Origin of the sequence: Microbacterium sp. RG1, from assembly GCF_005347485.1 — a bacterium.
Lineage (GTDB): Bacteria > Actinomycetota > Actinomycetes > Actinomycetales > Microbacteriaceae > Microbacterium > Microbacterium binotii_A.
Window position 1 is genome coordinate 1,374,804 of record NZ_CP034121.1, and the last position, 20,529, is coordinate 1,395,332.

26 protein-coding genes are annotated in these 20,529 nt (G+C 70.3%); 12 read left to right on the forward strand and 14 right to left on the reverse strand.

Annotated elements, in window-relative coordinates; all coding sequences use genetic code 11:
* Positions 1–101: 101 nt before the first annotated feature.
* Positions 102–1,046 (forward strand): SDR family oxidoreductase, encoded by a 945-nt coding sequence (locus EHF32_RS06630; protein ID WP_137417449.1) that lies wholly within the window; start codon positions 102–104, stop codon positions 1,044–1,046.
* Here EHF32_RS06630 and EHF32_RS06635 read toward each other — a convergent pair.
* The gene (locus EHF32_RS06635) at positions 1,043–1,447 is read right to left on the reverse strand and encodes a VOC family protein (protein WP_137417450.1); all 405 of its coding nucleotides are present in this window, start codon (positions 1,445–1,447) and stop codon (positions 1,043–1,045) included. The two genes, EHF32_RS06630 and EHF32_RS06635, sit on opposite strands and share 4 nt — an antisense overlap.
* Positions 1,448–1,528: 81 nt before the next feature.
* On the opposite strand from EHF32_RS06635, the gene EHF32_RS06640 reads away from it, so the two are divergent.
* Both EHF32_RS06640 and EHF32_RS06645 read left to right on the forward strand, forming a co-directional pair.
* Positions 1,529–1,873: a helix-turn-helix domain-containing protein gene (locus EHF32_RS06640; RefSeq protein ID WP_137417451.1), complete on the forward strand. Its 345-nt coding sequence runs from the start codon at positions 1,529–1,531 to the stop codon at positions 1,871–1,873.
* Positions 1,874–1,905: 32 nt separating this feature from the next.
* Positions 1,906–2,454 carry a dihydrofolate reductase family protein gene (locus tag EHF32_RS06645; protein WP_137417452.1) on the forward strand — a complete coding sequence of 183 codons (549 nt, stop codon included), beginning with the start codon at positions 1,906–1,908 and terminating at the stop codon, positions 2,452–2,454.
* On the opposite strand, the gene abc-f is transcribed toward EHF32_RS06645, so the two are convergent.
* The 11 genes from abc-f to EHF32_RS06700 all read right to left on the reverse strand — a co-directional run bounded on the left by abc-f (position 2,441) and on the right by EHF32_RS06700 (position 11,498).
* Positions 2,441–4,081, reverse strand: coding sequence for a ribosomal protection-like ABC-F family protein (gene abc-f, locus EHF32_RS06650; RefSeq protein WP_137417453.1), 1,641 nt, complete (start codon positions 4,079–4,081; stop codon positions 2,441–2,443). The genes EHF32_RS06645 and abc-f overlap by 14 nt on opposite strands.
* 25 nt (positions 4,082–4,106) lie before the next feature.
* Positions 4,107–4,955, reverse strand: a complete 849-nt coding sequence (locus EHF32_RS06655) for a transposase (RefSeq protein WP_137417454.1) — start codon at positions 4,953–4,955, stop codon at positions 4,107–4,109.
* A 61-nt stretch (positions 4,956–5,016) separates the two neighbouring features.
* Positions 5,017–5,601 carry a TetR/AcrR family transcriptional regulator gene (locus EHF32_RS06660; RefSeq protein ID WP_137417455.1) on the reverse strand — a complete coding sequence of 195 codons (585 nt, stop codon included), beginning with the start codon at positions 5,599–5,601 and terminating at the stop codon, positions 5,017–5,019.
* Positions 5,598–6,338, reverse strand: a complete 741-nt coding sequence (locus EHF32_RS06665; protein WP_137417456.1) for an SDR family oxidoreductase — start codon at positions 6,336–6,338, stop codon at positions 5,598–5,600. The genes EHF32_RS06660 and EHF32_RS06665 overlap by 4 nt, the downstream gene beginning before the upstream one ends.
* A gap of 225 nt (positions 6,339–6,563) precedes the next feature.
* Entirely contained in the window at positions 6,564–7,229 is a 666-nt protein-coding gene (locus EHF32_RS06670; RefSeq protein ID WP_137417457.1) for an alpha/beta fold hydrolase, read from the reverse strand.
* A gap of 111 nt (positions 7,230–7,340) precedes the next feature.
* Positions 7,341–7,802 (reverse strand): aromatic ring-opening dioxygenase LigA, encoded by a 462-nt coding sequence (locus tag EHF32_RS06675; protein WP_137417458.1) that lies wholly within the window; start codon positions 7,800–7,802, stop codon positions 7,341–7,343.
* A 98-nt stretch (positions 7,803–7,900) separates the two neighbouring features.
* Positions 7,901–8,977 (reverse strand): hypothetical protein, encoded by a 1,077-nt coding sequence (locus EHF32_RS06680; protein WP_137417459.1) that lies wholly within the window; start codon positions 8,975–8,977, stop codon positions 7,901–7,903.
* A gap of 24 nt (positions 8,978–9,001) precedes the next feature.
* Complete coding sequence (locus EHF32_RS06685) at positions 9,002–9,367, reverse strand: cupin domain-containing protein (protein ID WP_137417460.1); 366 nt, start codon at positions 9,365–9,367, stop codon at positions 9,002–9,004.
* Positions 9,364–9,819 (reverse strand): GNAT family N-acetyltransferase, encoded by a 456-nt coding sequence (locus EHF32_RS06690; RefSeq protein ID WP_137417461.1) that lies wholly within the window; start codon positions 9,817–9,819, stop codon positions 9,364–9,366. The genes EHF32_RS06685 and EHF32_RS06690 overlap by 4 nt, the downstream gene beginning before the upstream one ends.
* 3 nt (positions 9,820–9,822) lie before the next feature.
* Complete coding sequence (locus EHF32_RS06695; protein WP_137417462.1) at positions 9,823–10,266, reverse strand: DUF6389 family protein; 444 nt, start codon at positions 10,264–10,266, stop codon at positions 9,823–9,825.
* The gene (locus EHF32_RS06700; RefSeq protein ID WP_137417463.1) at positions 10,263–11,498 is read right to left on the reverse strand and encodes an FAD-dependent oxidoreductase; all 1,236 of its coding nucleotides are present in this window, start codon (positions 11,496–11,498) and stop codon (positions 10,263–10,265) included. The genes EHF32_RS06695 and EHF32_RS06700 overlap by 4 nt, the downstream gene beginning before the upstream one ends.
* Positions 11,499–11,564: 66 nt before the next feature.
* Between EHF32_RS06700 and EHF32_RS06705 the strand changes: the two genes are divergently transcribed.
* The 8 genes from EHF32_RS06705 to EHF32_RS06740 all read left to right on the forward strand — a co-directional run bounded on the left by EHF32_RS06705 (position 11,565) and on the right by EHF32_RS06740 (position 18,705).
* Positions 11,565–12,059, forward strand: coding sequence for a hypothetical protein (locus EHF32_RS06705; protein WP_137417464.1), 495 nt, complete (start codon positions 11,565–11,567; stop codon positions 12,057–12,059).
* Positions 12,060–12,098: 39 nt separating this feature from the next.
* On the forward strand, positions 12,099–12,659 hold the full coding sequence (locus tag EHF32_RS06710) for a GrpB family protein (protein WP_137417465.1): 561 nt from the start codon (positions 12,099–12,101) through the stop codon (positions 12,657–12,659).
* Positions 12,660–12,702: 43 nt separating this feature from the next.
* Positions 12,703–13,344 carry a response regulator gene (locus EHF32_RS06715; protein WP_137417466.1) on the forward strand — a complete coding sequence of 214 codons (642 nt, stop codon included), beginning with the start codon at positions 12,703–12,705 and terminating at the stop codon, positions 13,342–13,344.
* A 47-nt stretch (positions 13,345–13,391) separates the two neighbouring features.
* Complete coding sequence (locus EHF32_RS06720; protein WP_137417467.1) at positions 13,392–15,044, forward strand: hypothetical protein; 1,653 nt, start codon at positions 13,392–13,394, stop codon at positions 15,042–15,044.
* Between the two features lie 42 nt (positions 15,045–15,086).
* Entirely contained in the window at positions 15,087–15,770 is a 684-nt protein-coding gene (locus EHF32_RS06725; protein ID WP_137417468.1) for a GAP family protein, read from the forward strand.
* Positions 15,771–15,787: 17 nt separating this feature from the next.
* On the forward strand, positions 15,788–17,359 hold the full coding sequence (locus EHF32_RS06730) for a carboxylesterase/lipase family protein (RefSeq protein WP_137417469.1): 1,572 nt from the start codon (positions 15,788–15,790) through the stop codon (positions 17,357–17,359).
* A gap of 83 nt (positions 17,360–17,442) precedes the next feature.
* Positions 17,443–18,138 (forward strand): isocitrate lyase/PEP mutase family protein, encoded by a 696-nt coding sequence (locus EHF32_RS06735; protein ID WP_238343815.1) that lies wholly within the window; start codon positions 17,443–17,445, stop codon positions 18,136–18,138.
* Between the two features lie 234 nt (positions 18,139–18,372).
* Positions 18,373–18,705, forward strand: a complete 333-nt coding sequence (locus EHF32_RS06740; RefSeq protein WP_137417470.1) for a hypothetical protein — start codon at positions 18,373–18,375, stop codon at positions 18,703–18,705.
* A 74-nt stretch (positions 18,706–18,779) separates the two neighbouring features.
* On the opposite strand, the gene EHF32_RS06745 is transcribed toward EHF32_RS06740, so the two are convergent.
* The gene (locus tag EHF32_RS06745) at positions 18,780–19,196 is read right to left on the reverse strand and encodes a hypothetical protein (RefSeq protein ID WP_137417471.1); all 417 of its coding nucleotides are present in this window, start codon (positions 19,194–19,196) and stop codon (positions 18,780–18,782) included.
* An 83-nt stretch (positions 19,197–19,279) separates the two neighbouring features.
* Here EHF32_RS06745 and EHF32_RS06750 point away from each other — a divergent pair, with 83 nt between their 5' ends.
* Positions 19,280–19,636 carry a hypothetical protein gene (locus tag EHF32_RS06750; RefSeq protein ID WP_137417472.1) on the forward strand — a complete coding sequence of 119 codons (357 nt, stop codon included), beginning with the start codon at positions 19,280–19,282 and terminating at the stop codon, positions 19,634–19,636.
* A 3-nt stretch (positions 19,637–19,639) separates the two neighbouring features.
* On the opposite strand, the gene EHF32_RS06755 is transcribed toward EHF32_RS06750, so the two are convergent.
* Positions 19,640–20,518, reverse strand: a complete 879-nt coding sequence (locus EHF32_RS06755; protein WP_137417473.1) for an AraC family transcriptional regulator — start codon at positions 20,516–20,518, stop codon at positions 19,640–19,642.
* Between the last annotated feature and the right edge of the window lie 11 nt (positions 20,519–20,529).

The window sequence follows — 20,529 nt, forward strand, 5'->3', positions numbered from 1 at the left end:
CCGTCGGTCCACCCCAGGCGTATGCGAGACGTGGATCGAGGGGTCCTGGATGACGCCCACGGTGGGCGCGATGCTCGGATCACCCCGACCGAGGAGCCCCCATGACCCCCACCGTCCCCCATCTCGACGTTCCCGACCTCACGGGCAGGCGCGCCCTCGTGACCGGCGGCAGCGACGGCATCGGCCTGCGCATCGCCGCCCGCCTCGCTCGCGCCGGTGCCGAGATCGTGCTGCCCGTCCGCAATCGCACCAAAGGGGATGCGGCCGCCGCCCGCATCCGCTCCGACGCGCCGCGCGCCCGCGTGACCCTGCACGACCTGGATCTGGCGTCGCTCGCATCGGTGTCCGCGCTCGGCGAGGAGCTCCGAGCCGAGGGTGCGCCGTTGCACCTTTTGATCAACAACGCCGGTCTCATGTCGCCACCCTCGCGGCAGCTCACCGCGGATGGATTCGAAGCGCAGTGGGGCACCAACCACCTCGGTCACGTCGCCCTGGTCGCGGAACTGCTGCCGCTGCTGCGCGAAGGACGGGCGCGGGTCGTATCGCAGATCAGCGTCGCCGCGGCGAGCGGCCGCATCCGCTGGGACGATCTGAACGCAGAGCGCAGCTACGACGCGATGACCTCGTACCGACAGTCGAAGATCGCGCTGGGATTGTTCGCCCGCGAACTGCAGCGGCGGAGCGTCACCCACGACTGGGGCATCGTGAGCGTCCTGTCGCACCCCGGTGTCGCGCCGACGAGCCTGCTGGCCGCCCGGCCCGAACTGGAACGCGACGCCGACACGGGCGGCGTGCGCCTGATCCGGTGGCTGTCCGCTCGCGGACTCTTCGTGGGGACCCCGGAGTCGGCCGCGCTCCCCGCCCTGTTGGCGGCGACCTCCCCGGATGTCGTCGGCGGTCACCTCTTCAGCCCGTCGGGTCCGGGACGTGTCGGCGGCGCGCCGGCCGAGCAGCGCCTCTATCGCCCGCTCCGTGACGACGACGACGCCCGACGCGTCTGGGCCGTGTCTCAGGAGCTCACCGGAGCGATGTTCCCGACCGGCTAGACCGCACCGCCGGACGGGTTGTGCATGAACTCGATGCGGATGCCGTTCGCATCTTCGAGGAACGACGCGTAGTACTGCTGGGTGAACCGCGGGTACTCCTTCGGAGCCCGCACCGGTGTCCAGCCCGCCGCGACGGCGATCCCGTGCAGACGCTCGACCTCGTCGCGCGAGTCGACGGCGAAGGCCAGGTGCTGCCACCCGACGCGGCCGTGCACGTGAGGGCCGGAACCGGTCTCGCGCGGAGGCATGAGGATGAGTTCGGTCTCACCGTCGCGCCACCAGGAGACCGACGTGTCGGCATCGGCCCGCGTGTAGCCGAGTGCGGCCATGATCGGATCGAACTGCACGGTCGCGCTCGGGACGTCCTCGACGGTGATTCCCAGGTGATCGAAGATCGGCATGCGTCGATCGTCGCAGCATCCACCGACACGGCACACGAGGACCTGCTGCGACAATGGATCGTCGGCGATCGGAAGGCCCCTATGAAGCTCGAACACCTGGTGCGGTTCGTCGCTCTCGCCGAGCATCTGCACTTCCCACGCGCGGCGCAGGCGCTGGGGATCCCGCTGCCGGCGCTCTACAGCGCCGTCGACAAGCTTGAGGAGGAGGTCGGCCAGCCGCTCGTCATCCGCGAGGCCCCCACCCGCCTCACCCCCGCCGGCACGCTCCTGCTGGAGGAGGCGCGCTCTCGCATCGCCGACGCGCCCGCCGCGGCGACACGGCCGAAGGCCTCCGGCGGCGGGAAGGCGAAGGCCTCGAAGGGGAAGGGCCGCGCCCCCATCGTGAAAGGCCAGCCCAAGCCCTACAAGAAGCGTCAGGGGCGCTAGCCGCGCGCGCCCGACCGTCCTACCCTGACGCCATGGGTCTGCTCCGCTACTCGATCAACGTCACGCTCGACGGGTGCGTCGATCATCGCTCCGCGATCCCGGATGAGGAGCTTCACCGGCGCGCGGCGGAGTACATCGCGCGGGCGGACGTCCTGCTGTTCGGTCGTGTGACGTACGAGATGATGCAGGATGCGTGGCGACCGCCCGCATCCGACGCGCTTCCCGACTGGATGAAGCCGTTCGGACGCACGATCGACGCCGCCCGCAAGTACGTCGTGTCGAGCACGTTGGAGCAGGTCGATTGGAACGCCGAGCTCGTGCGCGGCGACCTGACCACCGCCGTGCAGGAGTTGAAGCGGGATGCGGACATCGCGACGGGCGGCGTGATGCTCCCCACCGCGCTCGCCGCGGCGGGCCTCATCGACGAGTACGAGTTCGTCGTGCACCCGCGTGTCGCCGGTCACGGCCCGAGACTCTTCGACGGACTGACGACGCCGCTGGATCTGCAGCTCACCGAGCGGATCGAGTACGGCTCGGGTGCCGTGGCGTCGCGGTACGTCTCCCGCGCTACAGCTCGGTGAGCTTCCCGGCCTCGACGCGCCAGTTGCGGTCGGTGTCGACGGCGGCGAGCATGCGGCGGTCGTGCGTCACGAGCAGGAGTGTCCCCTCGTAGGACTCCAGCGCCTGCTCGAGCTGCTCGATCGCGGGAAGATCAAGATGGTTCGTCGGCTCGTCGAGCACGAGCAGGTTCACGCCCCGCGCCTGCAGCAGCGCCATTCCGGCGCGCGTGCGCTCGCCCGGCGAGAGCTCGTCCACAGCCCGAGTGACGTGGTCGGCCTTCAGACCGAACTTCGCGAGCAGCGTGCGCACCTCGGCGGCGGCCATCGCCGGCACCAGGTCGCCGAAGGCCTCGGCGAGCGGTCGGGCGCCGGACAGGAGCGCCCGGGCCTGATCGATCTCGCCGATCTGCACGTTGGCACCGAGGGCGGCGCGCCCCGCATCCGGCACCTGACGACCGAGCAGTCCTCGCAGGAGCGTCGACTTGCCGGCGCCGTTGGGTCCGGTGATGCCGATGCGCTCACCCGCATTGACCTGGAGCGAGATCGGGCCGAGAACGAAGTCACCCTGGTGGAACTCCGCGTCCGACAGGGTCGCGACGACCGTGCTGGATCGCGGCGCCGAACCGATCGTGAACTCGAGCTGCCACTCCTTGCGCGGCTCCTCGACCTCCTCCAGTCGGGCGATGCGGCTCTCCATCTGGCGCACCTTCTGCGCCTGCTTCTCGCTCGACTCCATCGACGCCTTGCGTTTGATCTTGTCGTTGTCGGGCGCCTTCTTCATGGCGTTGCGCACACCCTGGCTGGACCACTCCCGCTGCGTACGGGCACGCGCGACGAGGTCCGCCTTCTTGTCGGCGAACTCGTCGTACTTCTCGCGCGCATGCCGACGCACCGTCGCCCGTTCCTCGAGGTAGGCGTCGTAACCGCCCCCGTAGAGCCGGTTCGTGTTCTGCGCGAGATCGAGCTCGAGCACCCGCGTCACACAGCGCGCGAGGAACTCCCGGTCGTGGCTGACGAGCACGACGCCACCACGCAGCCCCCGCACGAACGTCTCGAGCCGCTCGAGGCCGTCGAGGTCGAGATCGTTGGTCGGCTCGTCCAGCAGCACGATGTCGAAGCGGCTGAGCAGCAGAGCCGCGAGACCGACGCGCGCCGCCTGGCCGCCCGAGAGCGAGGTCATGAGCGCGTCGGCGTCGAGCTGGAGCCCGAGGTCCGCGAGCACCGCCGGTACGCGCTCCTCGAGGTCGGCCGCGCCGCTCGCGAGCCAACGCTCGAGGGCCGTGGCGTACGCGTCGTCCGCTCCGACGGCATCCGGGTCGGCGAGGGCGGCGGCGGCCGCATCCATCTGCTCCGTCGCCTGGGCGCAGCCCGTGCGGCGCGCGATGCACGCCGACACGGTCTCGCCCGCCACGCGCTCGTGCTCCTGCGGCAGCCAGCCGACGAAGGCATCCGCGGGTGCGAGCGAGACGCTGCCGCCCTGCGGCTGGTCGACGCCCGCCAGCAGGCGCAGGAGAGTCGATTTGCCGGCGCCGTTGGCGCCCACCACGCCGACGACATCGCCGGGGGCGACGGTCAGCTCGACGCCCTCGAACAGGGTGCGATGGCCGTAGCCGCCGGCGAGCTGATGGGCGACGAGCGTTGCGGTCATCCTTCGATTCTCCCAGGCGGAGGCGTCACTCCGGCACCGCGTCGCGGGCGCGCTGGGCCTTCTCCGCGGTGGCCTTCGCGGCGGATGCGGTCTCCCGCAGCCGATCCTCGCGACGGGCGAGCTCGGCATCCGCTGCGTCCGCGTCCGACCGGAGTCGCTCGAGCTGCGTGCGCACCTCGGCGATCCGCTCGTGGACCAGATCGGCGTGCTCGCGCGCCTTCCGCTCGGCGGCCTCGGCGGCTGACCGCTCCCGTTCCGCGGCCGTGGCGGCACGCTCCGCATCCCGCACCGCGCGTTCCGCGGCTTTGCGCGCACGACGCACGGCGAGCTCGTCCGGATCGGGTGAGGGGCGCTCGACCGTAGCGCCGGGAGGCGAGCCCGCCACGATGTCGGCCGCGTCGAGGTCGTCGAGCGCGCCGGCATCCAACGGCTTGCGCAGGCGGCCCGTGAGCACGGCCGCGGCGGCACGCGCATCCATGACGGCCGCGTTGATCGTCTGTGCGACGGCCTCGCGTGCGGAGTCGGCGAGCGGATACCCCGCCTCCGCGGCGAGGGTGACAGCGCGTTTCGCGAGAGAGGCCACAAGCTGCCGGCGTTGTGTGCCGAGCCGGCGGAGCTCGCCCGCGTCCAGATCGTCCTGCGCCTCGCGGAGCGCGGCGGCGAGTTCGACCGCCTCGGCCAGCTGCCCGTCGGCGACGAGAAGGTTCACGGCCCACGCGGCGACGACGGGCTTGCGCAGGGCCTTGATCCGTGCGGCGTCGGCGGCCTCCGCTCTCGCCGCCTGCTCGTCACGGGCGGCGGTGAACGCATCGGGCGGTAGTCGGTACAGCGCCGCGGCGACCTCGTCGACGGAGCTCCCGGATGCGGCGACCATGCGCCCATTCTGCCGCGGGCTCCGGCGCGCACGGGGTTGTTGCCTGGCGCGACGGCCGGGGTCACGTGCGGACGGGCCACCATCCGGGCATCAGACGCAGCACGCGGGACGCGGCGGCGTCCGCATCCGTGTCGTCTTCCTGCGTCCAGACGTCGAGGATGCCCACGAGGGCGCCGGCGATGAAGGCCGCGGCCTCGTCCTGGTCGCGCGCGATACGCGGCGCTCCAACGACGCCGGATGCGGCGAAGTGCTCGAGAGCGAGATGCACCCGGTAGACCAGCCGCGCGCCGATCGCCGCGCGGAATGCACCGCGGGCGGATGAGGCGAACAGGGCCCGGTAGACGGGACGCTGTTCCGCCAGCATCTCCAGCAGGCGGCGCATGGCCACCAGGTACTCCCCCGCCGTCTCGACGGGATCGTCGCTCTCCGGGCTCACGGCGGCAAGCGCGTCGAGGTCCGCGCTGAAGGTGGCGACGGCGAAACGGTCGACGTCCTTGGCGTGCTTGTAGAACGTGGTGCGGTGCACGCCGGCCTCACGGCAGAGCTCGGAGACCGAGATCGTGTCGAGAGGCCGGTGTGCGAGCAAGCGCACGAGCGCCGCACGCAGGGCGGCGCTCGTGCGGGCTTGCCGAGGATCGATCGTCACGCCTCGTAGTGTGCCAGCCCCGCGGTCTCTCCACCGTCGGCGACGAACTCGGCGCCGGTCGAGAAGCTCGACTCGTCGCTCGCCAGGAACAGCACGAGGTTCGACAGCTCGATGGGCTCGCCGACGCGGTGCAGCGCGACGTGGTTCTGCGCCGTGTCGAGACCGTCGGTCATCGGCGTGCGGATGACACCGGGGTGGATGGAGTTCACCCGGATGTTGTAGCGACCGAGATCGAGCGCCGCGTTCTTCGTGAGCCCGCGCACGCCGAACTTCGCGGCGTTGTAGCCGGGCAGCGCCTCGTACCCCTGGAGTCCGGCCGTCGACGACACGTTGATGATCGAGCCAGCGCCGCTGCGCTTGAGCGCCTCGATCGCCGCCTTGATCCCGTAGAACACACCGGTGAGGTTGATCGCGATGATCTGATCCCACTGCGCGAGCTCGTAGGTCTCGATGGATCCGAAGGTCGCGATGCCCGCATTGTTGACGACGACGTCGAGACGACCGAACGCGCTCTCGGCGAGGGCGACGGCCGCCTCCCAGTCCTCATACTTCGTGACGTCCAGATGCACGTAGCGTGCGGCATCGCCGAGATCTGCGACCAGAGCCTCGCCCTCCGCATCCAGCAGGTCACCGATGACCACCTGCGCGCCTTCCTGCACGAGCAGCCGTGCGTGCGAGGCTCCCATGCCTCGAGCGCCTCCGCTGATCAGCGCCACCTTTCCACTGACACGTCCCATGTGGAACTCCTTTCGACATACTTACGCTACATCTGTCGATTAGTCGCGGGGCCGGATGGCCCGAACTCCTGCAGAACCGGATGCGGCCGCCACCGCGGCGCGGCACACGCACGGATTGCAGGAGTTCGGCCGCGGGACGACCCTGCTCTCGGGACGGGGAGGGTGGGAACGACGAAGGGCCGGGCGTCCGCAGACGCGCCGGCCCTTCGTCGAAGGATGCGGGGGTCAGTCCCAGTCGAGGTAGTCCTCGATCGCCCACGACACGGCACCGGTGTGGGTCGCCGGGAAGAGGTGCTTGCCGCCGTCGACGTTCACGACGCTCACCAGCTCGGGTGCCGAGGCGCGCAGGTCTTCGCCGTTCGACGGGGGCGTGATGCGGTCGTCCGCGCCCTGCACCACGAGCACCGGAACGCCGTCCGCCAGCGCGGGGAGCTCACCGAGCGCCTCGCGGGCGGCGCGCTGCAGGCCGTCGACCTCGGCATCGCGAAGCTCCTCCGGGGCGTCGGAGAGGTCGAGCTCGTCGGAGCCGGCCGCCCCCTCGACCCCGAGCAGCAGGACGCCGTTCACGCGGTCGTGGTGGTCGATCGCGACGAGGCGCGCGACGGTGCCGCCGAAGGCGTGTCCGCCGATCCACGCGTGGTCGATACCGAGGTGATCGAGCACGTCGACGACGTCCTGTGCGAGCTCATGCAGCGAGACGGCCGCATCCGTGGGGCGACGCGTGCCGATGCGGACGACGCGGAAGTCCTCCTGTGCGACGGAGTGCCCGAGGGCCTCGAGGTAGCCGATGTTCAGGCCCTGCGCCGGCAGCAGGACCAGGCCGGGGCCGTCGCCCTCGACCGCGAACGGGATGGCGCGGCCGTCGGGCTCGAAGATCTGGGTGTCCGTCATGCGGAAGTCCTCTCGCGGAAGGCGGGATCGAGACGGCGATCGGGAACCGGGGCACCACGTGCCAGAGCGGTGATCGCCTCGGAGAATTTACCAGCCGCGAATGCGGTCGCCTCAGCGCCCGGCGCGCCGAAGCTGCCCGCCGACCACCACGAGCAGGGCGCCCATGCCCGCGGCGAAGGCTGCCACGCCGTAGGCGAGCACGGATGTGAACAGCGAGGTGCGCAGGGCGGATGCGGTAGACAGGGCGGCGCTCTGCTTGCGCAGGTCCGCCTCCTCCTGGCTCCCCTTCTCGACCTTCTGCAGGGCCGCGCTGACGTCGGCGTAGGTGCGACCACCGGCACCGCGCTCCGCGTTGCCCTTGATGACCTGCGCCTCGATGTAGGCGCTGACCGGGCCCTGCACGGGCGCTCCGGCGAGCGCGGGCGCGTTCGCCGGCACGGTGATCTTCTCGGCGCGCAGCTGGCTCGTGACCGTGGCCCACGCCGCGGCGCCCACGGCGGCGAAGAGCGTGCCGGCGGCGACGGCGAAGCCGCCTGCGCGACGGACGGAGGAGAGGTCGGAGCGCGTGCTCATGCGGGTCCTTTCGACGGAGAGGGTCGTGTGCATCATCCCAGGCGGATGGATGTGGCGTGCGTGCCGTGGCCGTGTGATTCGGCAGGTCGGCTCACGGCCTAGGAGAACCACCCGGTAATCAGATCATGGACGAGATTGGCGAACCCGAAGACGGCTAATGCAGCGCCGAGGACCCACCACCAGTCCTCCTTCACCGACAGTCGGCGTCCCTGCCGCGCAACGCCGAGGACGCTTCCCGGCCCCATGAGGATCCCGCCCGAGACGTCGGTCGAGCGCTGTCGGCGATCGTCCCGCCAGCGCTCCCACCGCAGCAACCGCTCCGAGAGGGCGTCCACGGTGGCCAGGAGCCGTTCCCACATCGCCGAATCGAGTGTCGCCAGTTGGCCCGGGAAGTAGAGGAACAGGTAGTCGTCGACGAGTTCGACATCGAGGCGTGCGGCCTCGTCGACGAAGACCGCCATCGTGTCGGGCGAGAAGAGATACAGCGCATCCCTCTCATATCCTTCCGGGCAGTAGAGGGTGAAGTAGCGGTCGAAGTCGCCTTCGAGCGACAATCGCTGGTTCTTCGCGAAGGCGATGGGCAGCCTCGGCCGACCGATCGTGTTGTTGCCGTGCGCGTCGAGCACGATATGCGGCAACGCGACGGGAAGCCGCATCGCTGCATAACCCCATCGATAGGTGGTCGTGCTTCTCCCCGAGCCCGTCGTGCACGTGTGATTCCCGATCTCCAGCGCATACCCCTCGCGCCGCCGAAGGATGTCGGTGACGAACGCGGATGACTGACCCGGGCGTGTGAAGATCATCCCCGGCAGGGGTGGGGCCGGCGAGTACGGCTGATAGGTGAACCCGTTGGCGATCGCGAAGCCGTTCAGTCGGTACGGACGGACGCCCGATCGGCGCCGGATCGCCTGCACGAGCAGTACGACGCCGATCACCGGCGGTATCGCGAGCGGGAAGAGGATCGCGATCAGCGCCCAGTCCCCGTTGGCGAAGAACGTCCCGTCGATGATCACCATCCACATCGCCAGCAGTGCCAGCGGGAAGACGATGAGAACCACGACCCGCGCGAGGATGCCGGCCAACCGTGGACGAACGGCTGATGGAAGCAAGCGCCGGTAGTCCCGGAGCCGTCGGCGATCGATCCGGGCGGTCAACGGGGCGGTGTCGACGGTCACGCGCGCCATCCTAGGATCACCGCGTCAGGGCGCATCGACCGGGCGGCGATCCCCCCGCGTCGACGGTGCGCTCACGACCAGGAATCGCACGTCGGTCGGCCCCGGGTTCGCGAAGCGATGCGCCACGCCGGCCGGAACCTCGACGCCCTCGCCCGCCGAGAACTCGACCACTCCATTCGCTGTGTGCAGCTCCGCGCGACCCTCGAGGACGTAGAAGAACTGCCGCGCGGTGTCGTGGACGTGCCACTGCTCCCCCGCCCCCGCCGGCACCCGTTCTTCGATGACCGACAGGTCGGGCCCGTCGACGAGGCGCCATCCCTCGGACACCTCGCCCCAGATGTAGTGCGCGGCACTCCGGCGGCTGGTCGGCGTGAGCTCCTCCCCCGTCATGAGGCGCCGATGACCATGAGCCGGTCGGGGTCGGGGAACGGTGCGAAGCCCACGCGGGCGTAGAGCTCGTGCGCGTCGAGGGTCGAGAGCATGAGGCGTTTCAGACCGAGCGGGCGCGTCGCATCGACCACCGCTGCGGCCAACGCCTTCCCCAGCCCGAGTCCGCGCACCTCGGGTGCGACGTACACGTCGCACAGCCATCCGAAGGTGACTCCGTCGGTCACCACGCGGGCGTAGCCCACCTGAGCACCCGCAGGGTCGTAGACACCGAAGTTGACGGATGCGGCCGCCGCGCGCTGCACCACATCGAACGAGCGTCCCAGCGCCCAGAACGCGTCGGTCGACAGCCACCGGTGCACGCGCTCCAGGTCGATGCGCTCGCGGTCGGTGTCGATCTCGTATGCGCCCGCCAAGGGGATGCGGACGCGAGGGATGAGGGCGTCGATCGTCATCGGTCAGCTCCTCGCTCGGCGCGGTTCCAACGGGATGCTGTCGGTTCCGCCGTCGGGCGAGGCGACCTCCCAGCGGACGCGCGCAGGCTCCGCGGGGATGAGCGGGGCGAGCCACTCGGCGGCCAGCTCCACGAGCACCTCTTCGAGGTCGTCGAACGTCCACGCGTCCGGCCGCTCGGGCACATCGGGCTCCCACCCCGTCTCGCCCCAGACGACGTCGAACACGCCGCGCTCGTCGTCGAAGCGCCGATCGAGAGCGAAGTGATCCGGCCCGTCGAAGCGGGCCATGATCGTGAAGGGGCCCTCCGCATCCTGCTCGAGGAACACCTCGATCACGATGTCGTGGCGGCTCTCGGTCGCATCGGCCATCCGCTGCAACACGTCGGCCGCGCGCTCGGACTCGGCCGCGAGCAGTGGGCGCAGCCGGGAACGGTACTCGTCAGTCACGCAGCCAGCGTAGGACGATCACCTGACTCGATGCGCTCGGGCCGGAACCCGTAGCCGACCAGACGCGGGAGCAGACGCCGCGCGATCGGGATCGCGACCCGCAGCACGATCCGCTCCGAGCGCGTCGGCGGATTGTGCAGGATGCGGGCGCGCGGGCGTCCGATCGCGCGGTGCACGACCTGCTGGATCCGCTGCATCGCGCGAGTGGGCAAGGCTCTGCGACGCTGCAGCGCGGCACATGCCCGGTCGATGGCGGCGGGCCCGTCGCCGAGTGCGGGAACGAGAAGGCGCGCGGCGGCGACCGCATCCTGGATCGCATAGTTGATGCCGACGCCGAACGCGGGCGACATGGCGTGTGCCGCATCACCGATGAACAGCAGGCCGGGCTGCCACCAGCGCCGCAGATGGTTGATCTCGACCGAGAGCAGTTTGACGTCGTCGAAGGAGGCGACGGCACCCAGCTCGGACGCGATCGGTGGCGCGGCCCGTGCCACCCGCATCCGGAACGCATCGATGCCGTCCTCGCGGATCGCACCGAACGTGCCCTTGCCGACCACGAGCCCGCACTGGAAGTACCCCGGCCGCGGAATCGTGATGAGCATGCCGCTGCCGGAGAGCCACGCGAGCGTGTCGGGTACGCGTGTCGCAGGTTCGGGCACGCGGAACCACAGCACGTCGATACCGACGCCCGTCACTGCCGGCACCACACCGACGGCCTCGCGCAGAGTCGAGCCGCGTCCGTCGGCGGCGACCACGAGCGCCGCATCGACGCGGAGGGTGCCGGCGTCTGTCGTGGCCTGCACGCCGCTCACGCGCGAGCCGGCGCGTAGGACGTCCGTGACGTCGGCGCCCATCACCAGCGTGAAGCTCGGCTCGCTGCGGGCGGCATCGGCGAGGAGGTCGAGCAGATCCCATTGCGGCATGAGCGTCAGGATGCGGTTCGCACCGCGCAGGGTGCGGAAGTCGATCGCGTGCACCCGCACGCCGTTCACCACGGCGTCGAGGGCGTCGAGCGGGCGGTGTTCGATGGCGTCGAAGCTCTCGCGCAGTCCGAGCGCGTCGATGATGTCGAGCGTCGAGGGATGCACGGTGTCACCGCGGAAGTCGCGGAAGAAGTCGGCGTGCTTCTCCAGCACGACGACCTCGACACCGGCTCGGGCGAGGAGCAGCCCGAGCATGATGCCTGCCGGACCTCCCCCGGCGATGCAGACCTGGGTGCGGAGGGTGCGCATCTGCCCAGTGTCACGGATGCGGGGGCGTGAGGCCAGGGTCAGGTGACGCGTTGCTATGTTCGGACCGTGAGCGCATCACCCACGAGACCGTCGCCGCGAACGAACGCCGCACCGATGGCGTTCACGTTCCGCGAGTTCGCGCGAGGGGCCTGCATGGCGTGGCTGTGGTTCCTCCTGCTCTCGACGCTCGCATCGGCGGCGATGTTGTACTCGGGTGCGCTGATCGCGCTCATCTACGCAGTGCCGTGGTCGCTCGCCGCGCTCCTCGTCGGTTCACCCCTGGCGTACGGTCTGGGATGGATGCTGCGCACCGCCGCCTCGGTGCCCCTTCACCTCGTTGCTTTCACCGTCTTCGGCGCGGTGATCGGCATCGGTACCACCACCGTCGCCTTCACGGCGCCCTGGTCCGATCTTTCGGGCGATGGGATGAACGCGGTGTCTGCACCCGCCGTGGCGATGTGGATCGCGGCAACGATCGCCGTTCCGCTCGGGTGGCGCTTCACGTCGAAGCGCGCGCTGCGCGGCGACGCCGCGGAGCTCGGTGCCGTCTCCCGCGCATAGATCCCACGCGGTGCGGCCTGCGACGCGCGATGATGAAGCATGCCCGCTCGCCGCCGTCCCGACGTCACCTCCCTCGAACTGGTCGGCGGACCGGAAGCGGTGACCGTCGGCATCCGCGACTACGACCCGAGCTGGCCCCTTGCGTTCGCGGAGCATCGCGACCGCATCCGTCTGGCACTCGCCGACCAGCACGTCGAGATCACGCACATCGGCTCGACGTCCGTGCCGGGTCTCGCCGCGAAGCCCATCATCGATGTCCTCGTCACCGTCGAGGACATCACCGCGGAAGAGGACTACCTCGACGCGCTTCTGGCGGCCGGGTACGAGCTGCGCGTGCGGGAGCCCGGTCACCGCCTGGTGCGCACACCGGAGCGGGACGTTCACGTGCACGTCTACGAGCAGCACGCCCGCGCCGTGGACGAGTACCTCCTGCTGCGTGACCGGCTGCGAACGGATGCGGCCGATCGTGCGCTCTACGAGCGGATCAAGCGCGAGCTCATGCAGCGCACGTGGGACGACATGAACGCCTACGCGGACGCGAAGACCGCCGTCATTGAGGCGATCAAGGAGCGCGCCCGGGCGGGACGGGCCCGGGCGTGAGACCGGCGCCGGCGATCGAACATCGATCACCTATGGTGTGGATGTGACCGGCAGATGGGTGCGACGCGTGCTCGTCGTCGAGGACCAGGCCGCCATGCGACTCCTCGTCTGCGAGACGCTGAACCAGCACGGGTTCGAGACCCGCGGAGCCGAGAGCGCGGCCGAGGCGACACGCCTGTTCGCCGAGTTCGATCCCGACGTGCTCCTCGCCGACATCGACCTCGGTTCCCGCCCGTCCGGCGCCGAACTGGCAGCCGGGCTCGTGGCGCTCGCGCCCCACCTCGGAGTCGTCTTCCTCAGCAGCTATCCGCGCGCCGCGGCGGGCGCGACCGCGATGGGCGTGTCGGGAGCGGTGTTCGTCTCCAAGCTCGCTCTCGCCTCCACCGCCGAGCTCGTCGACGCCGTCGAGGCGGTCATGTCGACCCAATCTCCCGTCGGTCCCGCGAGCCGCGACGGCGAGGACTCGCTGAGCAGGCTGACCCGGCATCAACTCGAGACGCTCTCGATGGTGGCGCGCGGCTGGTCCAACGACGAGATCGCCGCCCGATCGCAGACATCCGTACGCGCGGTCGAGCGATCGATCAGCCGCATCTTCGAGCGTCTCGGTCTGACCGGCGACCCGGCGCTGAGCCCGAGGGTCGCCGCCGCCGCCCTCTACGTCGCCGCGTTCGGCCCCGTGCGGTGAACCGCCTCGCCCGCGCCGCGCGGGACGCGCTCCATTCCGGACGCTTCGTGTCGCGCTGGACCTTCCTCGTCGCGGGCCTGCTGTCCGTCACCGTGATGAGCCCCGCCCCCACGTCCGTCGACATCGCGGCCCTCGGCGCCACGTTGGCTTCGACCGCCGCGTTCCTCGCCGGCCTCGCCGCTACCGCCCTCGGCGAGCGCCGTGTTGCCCGCCGCTGGCGCCCCTGGATCGTGACGGCCGGCGTTCTGGCTTCCGCGCTCCTTCGTCCTCTCGCCTCCGACACCGTCGCCGATGTGCTCGGTGCCTCCGCGCCGGCCGCCTGGCAGCTGCCCTTCCGCGTGCTGACGAACGCGACGGTCTGGATGGCCTCGCTGACGACCATCGCCATCCTGACCACGCATGTCACCCGGCTGCGACAGACCAACGCCCGCCTGCTCTCGGTACAGCACGCGCTCACGCACGCCCGAGAGGATGCCGTTGCCTTCGAGAGCGCGGCCCGAGACCTCGTGCAGGCGGCGAGCCACGAGCTGAGAGGCGAACTCCGCGCGCTGGCTGCCGAGCAGTCCGGCACCGCCTCGTTGCGCGCGTTCAGCGACGACAGCGTGCGGCGGTGGAGCCGGCGCCTGGCCGATCTCGCCACCACACCCGCGGAGCCCGTCGTCGCCGTGCCGATCGAGCGCGTGCGGATGCGACCCGCGCTGCGACTGCCTCCCCCCGGCATCGTGGCCGTCATCTACGCCCTCTGCGTCTTGCCGTACGCACTGCGCACAGTGCCGGCACTGCAGGTGATGGTCGGTGTGGCGGTGCTCGCCGCAGGCGCCGTCCTCGCCGACGGTGTGCCGCGTCTGCGCGCCCTCCGCCGGCGCCGCATCCCGGTCTTCTTCGCCGTCGGGGCGGTCGTGGGACTCGGTCTGGGCACGCTGGCATGGGCGCAGGGGATCCCGCTCGCACTGTCGGCCGTACCCGTTCTGGCCTATCCCACCCTCGCCGCGGCGTGCGCGCTCTGCGCCGGCACGGCGTCCGCGCTCAGGGTCGAGGAGCGGCGTCTGACCGCGACCGTGCGCGTCTCGCAGCGGGTCGGACGCGTGGGGACGTCAGCCGCACGCGCGGCCCTGGAGGACGCGGCGCGCGAGCTGCACCGTGACGCGCAGGGTGCGTGTGTGCGCGCGCTCGCCGCACCGGATCGCTGGACACCGACCACGCTTCGCGACGTGCGCGACGAGCTCGATCCTCTGCTCGCCGGGCTCCCCTCGGTCTTCGGCCGCCCGCGCGATGGAGCATCCGTCCAGTCGCTGGTCGACCTCGTCGAGACGTGGCGCCCCGTCGTCGACGTCCGCATGCGGATGAGCAGGGATGCGCGGACGGCTCTCGAGGCATCGGCGGCTGCGCGCGACGATGTGTTCGAGATCGTCGCGGAGGGGTTGCTGAACGCCGTCAAGCACAGCGTTCCCGCCGCGGCCACGATCGATCTGGACGTCGTCGCGACGGGCGCGGGCCCGCGCCTGCGGGTGCAGGTGCGCTCGCCCGGAAGCCTGCCGCCGGGAGCGACGCTGCGCGGGTCGTCGGCAGCTCGCGGGCGCGGCGCACGGTTGCGAGCCGATGGGTCGGGGGCGCTCCTGGAGGCGGTGATCGATGTCGGCGCGGCCTCCCCAGTCGTGTCCACCGAACATCCGCCTCACGCGCAGACATCCGCGTCGTAACGTCTGCAGTCGCCGGCCCGCGGCACGCAGATGGAGCATCCGATGAACACGCACGACCTTCCCTCGCTGATCCCTGCCGCTGTGGGCCTGATGATCTCGCCGCTTCCGATCGTGGCGATCGTGGCGATCCTGCTGTCGGCCCGCGGGAGAGTCGCCTCTCTCGCGTACACCGGCGCGTTCCTGGCCATCACTCTCGCGTTCACGGCACTGGGTGCCGCGACGACCGCCGGAGCGTCGTCGTCGGGCGGATCGGCGGCCTCGAAGATCGTCGTACTCGTGCTGACGATCCTGTTGACCGTCGGATTCACCGTCTTGGCCGTCACCAGCTGGCTGTCGCGGCCGCGAGGCGGAGCCGCGCCGCGCACGCCGGGCTGGCTCTCGGCGATCGATTCGATCACCCCCGCACGCGCCGGCGGGCTCGGCCTGCTGATGGCCGTGACCAATTCGAAGAACATCCCACTCGAGTTGAAGGCCGGGGCGACCATCGGGGCCGCGCACCTGCCGGTCCTGGCGGCCATCGGCCTGTGTATCGCCTTCGCCGTGGCCGGCTCACTCGCTCTCATCATCCCGACGCTGCTCGCCACCAGCGGATCCGCCACCGTCGCCAAGGGTCTGGAGCGGCTGAAGAGCGAGATGATCGCGCACAACGCCGTGATCATGACGGTGCTGTTCGCGGTCCTCGCCGCGAACGAGGCCGCTCACCTCGTCCACCAGCTGTTCTCCTGACCCGGAAAGGAACGAACATGTCCCACCCCAACGACATCTCTCCCGCCGGCACTCGACTCGCCCACGCGCCCGCCGGTTCGTTCCGCGGACTCGAGCTCGGCCCGGTTCTGTCGTGGCGCGGCATCCGCTTCGCCGAGCCGCCCACGGGCGACGCCCGCTGGCGCGATCCGGTTGCGGCGAAGCCCGTCGCGGACGAGACGGACGCGACGCGCTACGGTCCGGTCTGCCCGCAGAGCGTGAACCCCGCCGTCCCGCTCGGCGAAGACGCCGTCATGGACGAGGACTGCCTCCGACTCAACGTGTGGGCACCCGCATCCGAGAGCGAGCGCGCGCGTCCTGTCATGGTGTGGGTGCACGGCGGCGCGTACACGTTCGGGGCCTCCAGTCAGCCCCTGTTCGACGCGACCTCGCTCGTGACGCACGGCGACGTCGTGGTGGTCACGGTCAACTATCGCCTCGGTGCTTTCGGCTTCCTCGATCTCGCTTCGCTGCTCCCCGAGCAGGGTTTCGATCGCAACCTCGCGCTGAAGGACGTGCTGCTCGCCCTCGAATGGGTGCAGCAGAACATCCGCGCCTTCGGCGGAGACCCCGACCGCGTGACCGTCTTCGGCGAGTCCGCCGGCGGCGGGCTCGTGACCACGCTGCTGGCCACACCCTCCGCGCGCGGGCTGTTCCACCGCGCCATCGCCGAGTCCTCCCCCGCATCCAGCGTCTACGGCGCCGAGCGCGCCCGGGCGGTCGCCGCGCGTTTCACCGCAGCACTGCGTATCGATGAGACGCAGCCGGATGCGGCGGAAGCGCTGCGTGCCGCAACGCCGCAGCAGATCGTCGACGCGGGCATGGAGGTCTACGCGCAGGTGCCCGACGCCGACCCCGGCGTGCTCGCCTTCGCACCGGTCATCGACGGCGACCTCCTGCCGGAGGCACCCGCCGTCGTGCTGCGCGAGGGCCGTGGACTTGCCGTTCCCCTGCTCATCGGGACGAACAAGGACGAGGCGTCCCTGTTCAAGTTCATGAAGTCGCCGCTGATCCCCATCACCGACGAACGCCTGCGCGACATGTTCGGCGACATGGCCGCGGACAATCCCGCGCTCGAGCTGCCGACGTTCGATGACGTGCGCACGGCGTACGAGCACGCGCGGCAGCGCGCGATCGGGCTCGGAATCGCCCGGGACATCGGGTTCCGCATGCCGAGCGTGTGGATCGCGGAGGGGCATTCGCGGGTGGCGGATGTCTGGCTGTACCGCTTCGACCACGCGGCCCCCTTCCTCCGCCTGATCGGACTCGGAGCGACGCACGCCACCGAGCTGCCGTACCTCTGGGGCAAACTGACGAGCGGACCGAAGGACCCGACGTTCCGCCTCGGCGGCCGCAGGGTGGCCGAGAGCATCTCGGCTCGCATGCAACAGCGATGGACCGCCTTCGCGCACGGAGAGTCACCGGATGCGGACGGCTCGGCCCCCTGGGAGACATATTCGATCGAGCAGGGGCGCAGCACGATGGTGATCGACCACCAGGATCGTCTGGTGCCGGATCTGGACGCGTCACTGCGAGCCGCGTGGGGCGACGAGGTGCTGACCTTCCACTGATCGGGATGCGCCAGGGTGGCGTGTCGACGGTGAGGGCCGGGAATCCGCCAGACGGCAACGGCTCGATCGCGTTGGCTGAAGGGGTGAACAACGACACCGCCGCCTTCCGTGCCCTCTGCCTCGACTCGCCGCATCCACTCGTCCTCGTCAATGCGTGGGATGCGGCGAGCGCACGGATCATGGAGGCTGCCGGCGCACCTGCGATCGCCACCACCAGCGCCGGGGTGGCGTGGTCACTCGGCCGACCCGACGGCGATGCCCTCACCCGCGCCGAAGCCGTAGGTGCCGTAACGCGCATCGTCGACGCCGTCTGCGTGCCGGTCTCGGCAGATATCGAGGGCGGATATCCCGATTCTTCACACGGCGTCGCGCGCACGATCGACGCCGTGCTCGACGCGGGCGCGGCCGGGATCAACATCGAGGACGGCACGTTGTCACCGACCGAGTTCGCGGCCCGTGTCGCCGACGCGCGGCGGACAGCCGATCGTGCGGGCGTAGCGCTGTTCATCAATGCCCGGACGGATGTCTTCCTTCACGGCGGGCGGAGCACGGCCGCTCTCACCGGGGAGGCAATCGAACGCGGACGACGCTATGTCGAAGCCGGTGCCGACGGCGTCTTCGTTCCAGGCGCGGCGGAGACGGAGATCGCCGCGCTCTCGTCCGGCATCCCGGCTCCCCTCAACGTCCTGGGAGGACCGGGGGCGTCGATGACAGCGGCGCTCGGGAGTCTCGGCGCGGCGCGAGTGAGCCTGGGGTCGAGTGTCGCCCAGGCTGCGTAGGCACTGGCGCGGCGCGTTGCGGCAGAGGCATTGACGGCGGGCACATATGCAGCTCTCGTGGACAACGTGGACTACGGAGAGCTCAACGCTTTGATGCGGCGCGCGTGACGGCGAGCAGTCCTCTTCTCTCCACGGATCACCCGCCGGCGATCGTTCTGTCTGCCCTTCGGGTTACGATCGCGGCAACGGCGCGGTTCTGCAGGTCCGCGCCCATGCAGAACGCGAGGATCCCCGGTGCCCTTCAGAAGCAAAGCGACGCTCGAGACCTGGCTCGAAGAGTTTCATGGTTCGCGCGAGGCGGGATATCTCATCCGGGTCGCGGTCCAAGACGGATCCGAGGGTGGTGACACCGGACTCGTTCTCGTGCCGCTGCGCAACGCGCGCATCTCGATCTACATGGAGCCGATCGAGGTCGGCGATGCGCGCTGGCGCGTGACGCTCGAGCCGCAGACGGAAATGACCGTGCTCACGAGCTTCGAGTTGCAGCACCTCGCCGCGGAGTTGTCGGTCGCCGCCGAACTCTGCGCATTCCTCGAGGCCAAGTCCGTGGGGCACGTCGAGGACTGACGCTCACGGGTGCCCTGCGGATCGAGCTGTCCCCCGATCGGCGAGGACGCCGTCTGCCTCGCGGAAGTCCGCGCTTACTCTGCGGTCGACGCGACGTAGACGTTGTGCGAGATCGCAGCGAACCCCTCCGGGGCGGGTTGCCCGTCGGGGACGACCACGAACCGCTGCGGACCGCGTCCCGAGAGCGTCATCTGCCCGCCTGCTCCCGCGCATCCTGTCACCCAGGCATCAACGTCCGCAGAGAAGAGAATGCAGACCTCCCCGGCCCTCCTCCCCCACCCCAGCCACACGTCGGTCCCCTCGTGCTCGCCAACCCACCTCATTGAGTCGAGATCGAAATGCGCCAGCGCATCCTTGGTCACCATGGCCGGTAGCGCCCGCGTCTCGGTGCTCTCCAGATCGGTGTAGCCGGCCGTATTCGTGCAACCGGCGAGCGCCAGTGCTGCTGCGGCGACCGCGAGCGGTGGGACGAGTCTTCGTCGAGGCGTCATGCCCCCACTCTGGCAGGCGACTGGCCGCCGAATCCACCCCTCCCCGACAGGCTCCGGACGCCACCCCTGGGTAGCCTAGGGCCATGGATGTGAGCTGCGACGTCTGCGAGACCGCGCTCGTGCACAACGACGGAAGGCCTCCGCACGACATCGCCATCCAGCCCACGAGTGACGAGCTGGAACGTCGCGTCAACGACGGCCGGATGCGCTTCATCCGCGGTGACGTACCCCTCGCGGACATGCTCCCGCTGGCGGAATCCGATCTGAAGTTCACGATCGTCAGCTACCTCGAGTGCCTGGCGTGCGGCCGAACCTGGTTCTGGGGGCTCTGCATCCGTGGAGCTCCGATCTACCGGCCCGTCGATGCGGATGCGCCGTTGCGGGAGCGGTGGGAAGAGGTGCCGCCCCGCGAACGGTGGGCTAAGGACGCCACATCCTGAGAGCTAGACGGCCGGCGTCATCCGTTCGACCGGGAGCCACAGCTCACAGGTCGCCGTGCGGAAGTCCTCGCTGCGTTCGAGCACCGCGACGATCGACGGGCCGGGGCACAGTTGCCATGGGTTCGACGGGAACCAGTCGGTCGCGGATGCGGCATACGCCTCCTGCAGGGCATCCGGGTGCGGGCCGGAGGTTCGGAACACGACCCAGGTTCCCGCATCCGCCTCGATGACGTCGAGGTCGGCGGGAGCATCCGCATCGGCGGCGAGCGCGACACCGTGCAGGTAGGTCAGCTCGCTTCCCTCGGAGTAGTCGGGGTCGACGTCCGCGCTGACCTGCAGGAGACCCGCCGGCTCGGCGCTGCTGAGCGCCTTGAGGCGCACGTGCTCTTCGACAGGCAGCGACGCGATGTGCGCCTGGATGTGTGGATTGACGCCTTCGTGGATCAGCGGCACGCGGGCGGCGTGTCCGGCGAGGCGGAAGGCGGGGCGTTCGATGAGTCGGGCGTCCATGGCGGAGCTCCCTTCGACGGTCAGGCGGAACCTGAGGATGGATTGCGGGCGAAGGGGCCCACCGTCGCGGCGGACGTCGCCGTGGCTCACGCCGTGCACCGCACGGAACGCTCTGCCGAAAGCCTCGACGGACCCGTACCCGAAGCGCACGGCGATCGTGAGTAGATCGTCACCGTCGATCACGTCGGCGGCTGCCACCGTCATCCGTCGGCGTCGCACATACTCCGACACCGGCATCCCCGCGAGCGTCGAGAACATCCGACGCACGTGGTAGCCCGTGACTCCCGCGGATGCGGCGAGCGAATCGACGTCGATCTCGTCGCCCAGTCGGCGTTCGATCTCGTCGACCAGGCGATTGAGCACTTCGATCATGGCGGCTCCCT